Annotated in this window: 2 protein-coding genes and 1 pseudogene; 2 read left to right on the top strand and 1 reads right to left on the bottom strand. The window is 52.3% G+C overall.

All coding sequences use genetic code 11. From position 1 onward, the window contains the following. Positions 1-201: 201 nt before the first annotated feature. On the top strand, positions 202-1,212 hold the full coding sequence (locus B3Z49_RS03505) for an AAA family ATPase (RefSeq protein WP_068518355.1): 1,011 nt from the start codon (positions 202-204) through the stop codon (positions 1,210-1,212). Between the two features lie 52 nt (positions 1,213-1,264). Further along, entirely contained in the window at positions 1,265-3,808 is a 2,544-nt protein-coding gene (locus B3Z49_RS03500; RefSeq protein ID WP_068518354.1) for a S8 family peptidase, read from the top strand. A 283-nt stretch (positions 3,809-4,091) separates the two neighbouring features. Here the strand turns inward: B3Z49_RS03500 and B3Z49_RS03495 are convergent. After that, a pseudogene (locus B3Z49_RS03495) lies at positions 4,092-4,751 on the bottom strand (relaxase/mobilization nuclease domain-containing protein); the annotation flags it as partial.

Genomic DNA, 4,751 nt, shown 5'->3' with positions numbered 1-4,751 from the left:
GCACCCCATCAACCATTTAATCCGTATACCCGAACTTTTTAAAGTGAGGATACAGGGAACAGTTTGCGAGCCAATTGGGAGCAGTAAACAGTGGCTTTTGAAAGGTGACTAAGATAGGATTCGTACAACGCTTATCAGCGCCTATTGGCGTCTTGATCGCAGAGTATTATAGCGAAGATGAATTGAAAGAGGGAGGCGGGCATGTCTACCAAGCAAATTCTCGCACTCCTGAACTCGCATATCGACGGAGATGAAGAGCAACTGCTGTCGATTGCCTTGCAGATCGCTGCACAGGAAGCTCGCCTTGGCCGATCCGATGATGCGGAGAAACTCAAGCGGGTTGTTCAGAAGGCGCGGGACCAACGTCGCGTAGGAAAGCCAGCCGGTGAACAATCGCCGATCCCATTGGCTCGGCCAAGAGGCGAACTACAGGGGCTTGTCGAGAGCGCTTATCCCAAAGTCACGTTATCGAGCATGGTGCTATCTGAAGATATCGCTACGCGGCTTCAACGGATTGTTCGCCAGCAGCAGGAAAGAGCAATGCTGCGTGAACACGGCCAGACTCCGGCAACTCATATGTTGCTCGTGGGACCGCCAGGCACTGGCAAGACGATGACGGCTTCGGCTCTCGCTGGTGAGTTACGCTTACCACTCTTCACGGTACGCCTCGAATCCCTGTTCAGTCGCTTCTTCGGTGAGACGGCTGGGAAAATGCGGCTTCTATTCGACCAGATCGCCCAGACGCGAGGGGTTTATTTGCTTGACGAGTTCGATGCAATCGGTGCGCGCCGAGGTGATCCTAACGATGTAGGCGAAATTCGTCGTGTGCTGAATTCGGTCCTAGCCTTTATGGAAGAGCCGAATTCAACCGACAGCCTAGTTCTGGCGGCAACAAATCATGTGGAGATTTTGGACGAAGCGCTGGCGCGTCGTTTCGATGAGGTGATCGAATACACACTACCAGATGTTGTCTCCGCAAGAGCTATCGTAGAGCGCAGGCTCGGTAAGTTCAAGGTTGCTGGGAAAGCATGGCCCACGCTTGCTTCAGCACTCGATGGTTTGAGCCAGGGCGAATTGGTTCGAGCAGCGGATGCGGTCGTCAAGGATGCAATTTTGGAGGGGGCGTCTAAGGTTTCGCCCGAGGCACTCAAGGGCGCGTTGGATAATCGGCAGACATTAAGAGGTAAGTTTCGTCGTCAATCCGGTCGCTAATCAGGCTCCGCCAAAAGATAGGTTGGAACACGAACTGAATAAGTAGGAACTTATGGCGGAGCCAGAAAATTTCGATGCGAGAGACCGTCCGCACATATCTATCGACGCTTTCCGTGAAACCGCAGCTTACACATTCCCATCTCGTAATCAGGAACGCAAACCGCTTCGCGGAGACTATGCCGCGCATGCTGCAGGTCTTCTCGATCAACTCGCCGTTGCTCTCGGGAATGTACCGCTACCCGTTGATGATCCTCGACTTATCGTTGAGGGGTTGAAGCGGGGCACTATCGTTGAGATCGCGACATTACCACCAGCCGAAGGTGCTCGCACCAAGGCGGTCAAAGTCCCGGCTACCTTGGAGTTTCCTACGCAAGATGTGGTGGTGCTTCGTTCTGAACGGAATGAGGACCGCACAGAAAGTGCGTTGCTTTTCGTGCCAGATGACGCACGTACCTTTTTACAAGGTCGAATTACTGACTATGGTCTTGATCCGGGTAATCGCAGGCGGCCCGATGTTGAGCGTTTCGAGGTCTTGGAAAACGTCCGTGCTATCGATTCTGTATCAATTTTTACCGGCAACGTGGATTTGGCTGCACCAGATGTCATTTGGTGGGAGTTATGGGTTCGCCAACCAATTGCCTTGGCTGATCGGTTGGCGACTGCCGCGCGGAATACAAATATTGATGTTCATGAAGATAGGCTGATTTTCCCCGATACAACAGTTCTGTATATTCATGGTGCGGCCGCCACAGTTGCTAATTTCGCGATGCGAGTACCGGGTGCAATTTCTGAAATACGCCGTGCAACGGGGACTATCGAATCTTTTCTAAATCACGGAGACTTACGATTAGGGCAGCATGATTGGGTTGAAGAACTGGCCCAACGAGTTGTTGCTCCCGAGGAAGATGCTCCTGTCGTTTGCACACTCGACACGGGTGTTGCTGCAGGCCACCCACTGATCGGACCCGGTCTACGCGGTGCGTGGGCATACGACAATGATTGGGGTAGCGATGACCATGGAGCCGATGGTGGCCACGGTACACCATTAGCTGGCCTCGTCCTCTACGGTGATCTCGAATTGGTGATGAATAATATCGGTCCTGTTATGTTAACGCATGGCACGGAATCAATGAAGTTATTGCCACCTCAAGGCTTTCCAGCGACCAAACCACCTAGCTATGGTGTCGTCACCCAAGGTGCGATCAGCAAGGTTGAGATTGAGCGACCTGACGCACTTCGTAGCTATTGCATAGCAACCTCCACACCAGAGTTTCCGGCAAGTCGTCCGTCAACTTGGAGTGGAGCACTTGATCAAATCGCCGCCGGGGCCATGCCCGGTGAAGATGATGAAAAAGTTCTAGCTTTTGAGCGGACTAAGCGGCTTATGGTTGTTGCCACCGGCAACGTATCTGGAGGAATGGCTGTCGACGTCTTACCCTCTCAGCCATTGGAGGACCCGTCACAAAGTTGGAATGCCTTGACTATCGGTGGTTTTACCAGAAAGGAAGAGCCGCCAGCGCCGCCGCCAACATTCTACCCCGCAGTACCAGCGAACCATCGCAGCCCGTTCAGCCGTGGTTCACAACAGCTTCCTGATGACTTAACGCCAATTAAGCCGGAGGTACTGTTCGAAGCAGGAAACATGATGTCAGATGAAACAGGATTTTGCGGTTGGAGCCCATCGGTGTCACTTCTGTCGACGGGATCTGACGTAGTAGCTGACCCCTTGGTTCCGTTTTGGGCGACTAGTGCAGCAGTAGGTATGGCCGGTCATTTCGTTGGGCAACTGCAGGCCGCGTTACCCGATCTTTGGCCAGAGACACATCGTGCACTTACCGTTGATTCTGCTCATTGGCCTGAACCAATCCGTAAAAAATTCATTGGCCGAGGGGCCCATTGGAAAACCGGCTCGAAGGCCGAAAAGCAGCAATACCTCCGCGAATTCGGGTATGGCGTGCCAAATATCGAGCGTGCGATCCTATCGGCACGCAATGACGCTACACTTGTGGCTCAGGCCGAAATTCAACCTTTTACTTACGGGGCTGATGGGCGAACTGGCGTCTTTAACGAGGTGCATTTTTACAATTTGCCTTGGCCTAAAACAGCTCTTGAGCAGCTCGAAAATGAAGTCGTCACCATGAAAGTTACGCTCTCATATTTCATTGAGCCAAACCTGACGGGCAAGGCTGCGACCAGACCGGACACCTATCGTTCCTTTGGTCTTCGTTTCGACATGAAGAAGCGTACTGAAACCAATGCTCGGTTTCGCAGTCGAATTTCCGCTAGCCAAGCAAAAGACGGTACAGAGACTGATGGAGAGACGAGCCGTTGGCTGCTAGGATCAAAGGCGATTCAAGCTGGTTCTCTGCATTGTGATCTCTGGCGAGGCAGAGCGATTGAACTGGCTGGCCATGACGCTATCGCTATTTACCCGGTTGGTGGTTGGTGGAAATCGCATGCAGGTCAGAAGCGTGTTAGCGACAAAGCACGCTATGCACTTGTTATTTCAATTTCGGCGCCAGGTCAAAGTGCGGATCTCTATTCCGAGATCACAACGCTGGTGGATGCCAAACAAATTGAGGTGCAGGTGGGTTGATTGAGTTTGTCTAACCCATTTCAGGCACCTGTTAGGTGCAATATTAGATTGGAAGTCTATCGTTTGATCGTTTCACTTGTCATTGAAGCTAGAGTGCTAGGATTTGGAGGTTTTTTGCCACTTTCAGGCTAGAGAATGAAAGTCATTTTACGTTGAGTTCTGCCGTTTGCGATACCTCCCATCGTGATCTCATTTGGAGCTAGAGTTCCGCATGTTGATACTTTAGGCCTGAATACATGCAAATGGAGAGTATGGATGTTTGAGACCAATAGGTGTGTGTGCTTTACGACGGCCTTTCCATTTTAGGACGGCGATTTTTCTTCAGGGATGTGCGCGGGCTCAAGAGACTAAGCATCTCCCGATGCGCCATGATTAACACCATCGCCAGCGGATCCTGATGGGCTTCCATGAGCAAAAACATCTTCCAGTTTCGCAAGGCATTTGCCGCTAGGCTGGGCTGCCGGGGCATGACTTTCCGGGTGCTGAGATAACGGCGCCAGAGGGCAGGGGTGTTGCGATGTCGAACGAGGGGGCGAGGCTTGTAGCGACGTTTCGACTTGCCCTGCGTTTTTGCTCGTCGTGCCTCAAACACCCCGAACCGTTCCTCAAGGCTTTTTTTGCTGCATGATCGATCCAACTGGCTGGCCTTCATCGCCTGCTCGTCAGGGCTCATCAAAACCATGCCATTGCCGCGCAGTTTGATGGATATGTCGTACTCGGCCAGAATCTTATGCGCTTCTCGCCAGTTCTTGGCCTTCCCCAAGCCTTCCAGTATCTCATCACGATGTTTCAACACATGCCGCTGGAATGATTCCTGCCAGGTATGTGCCTCGTAGTTCCGTGCTGCAGGTGACAGCTTGTTTGGATTGCGCTCCTTTCCATCGGTCATGCCGGGATCAATGGCGAGGTCGTATTTCTTCTCCATCTCGCGCGAGACCTTGGC

This window comes from Thalassospira sp. UBA1131 (assembly GCF_002311515.1).
Taxonomy (GTDB): Bacteria; Pseudomonadota; Alphaproteobacteria; order Rhodospirillales; family Thalassospiraceae; genus Thalassospira.
Note: the sequence above shows the minus strand (reverse complement) of the source record. Positions and strands in the feature narration are given on the sequence as shown.